The organism is Treponema sp. JC4, assembly GCF_000260795.1.
Lineage (GTDB): Bacteria > Spirochaetota > Spirochaetia > Treponematales > Treponemataceae > Treponema_D.
This window is the reverse complement of sequence record NZ_AJGU01000121.1, coordinates 1-734: the sequence shown is the minus strand read 5'-3', so window position 1 is coordinate 734 and position 734 is coordinate 1. Positions and strand designations below refer to the sequence as shown.

Sequence of the window (734 nt, the reverse complement as noted above, 5' to 3'; positions counted from 1 at the left end):
TAAAAATTTTTATCAGTAAGATAGTTTACAACACAATAATTTGAACCGGCTATTTTTGGAATTAAATAATTCAATAAATTTATCATAATCAGGGCGTGGCATCATAATATCAATATCATCATCCCACGGGATATAACCTTTATGTCGGATTGCACCGATTAATGAACCACCACAGAGAGAGTACCGTATATTGTTCTCTTTACAGAAGAAATTAACAAAATCCAAGATAGATAATTGAATTTGTTTTAATTGATTAATATCTGAAATTTGTTTCATACCTATATACGAATAATAATATACTTAATTATTTTAATTGTATAGATTACATAAAAATAATTATTAAGAAAAAGAACTTATTTTCCCTTATATCAATAAAAACTTCTTAATTGCAGTAAATGCTTTTGATTCCAAAATTTTTCTTTTTATATTATCAGTCAGATAATTTGAATTCAGTTTCTTCTTAGAATATTTCAGAAAAAGTGTTTTCAGACTTCTTTACAAGCAATGAAGTAAAAAACTGTTCCCAGCTAAAATAATTACATCCATCAATAAAGTCAGAAGGATTATCAAGTATTTTTTGTAATTTCAGAATCCTTTAATAAATCTGCCTGTAAAAGAATGTATTCAAAAGATTCAGGTAAAAAGAGTACAACATTTTTCTTCTGCAGCAACAGTTCAGAAACTTTTCCCATTTGTGAACCGAAGGCAGCTCCATCTGCAACTACAAGAGTGTT

The 734-nt window shown here is 27.4% G+C and carries 1 protein-coding gene; it reads right to left on the bottom strand.

All coding sequences use genetic code 11. The features are described from left to right. Window positions 1-12: 12 nt before the first annotated feature. Window positions 13-276: a LicD family protein gene (locus tag MSI_RS14440; protein ID WP_081481408.1), complete on the bottom strand. Its 264-nt coding sequence runs from the start codon at window positions 274-276 to the stop codon at window positions 13-15. Window positions 277-734 lie beyond the last annotated feature (458 nt).

Coding starts and splice junctions, on each gene's coding strand:
- MSI_RS14440 (WP_081481408.1), bottom strand. CDS start 276: ATGAAACAAATTTCAGATATTAATCAATTAAAACAAATTCAATTATCT.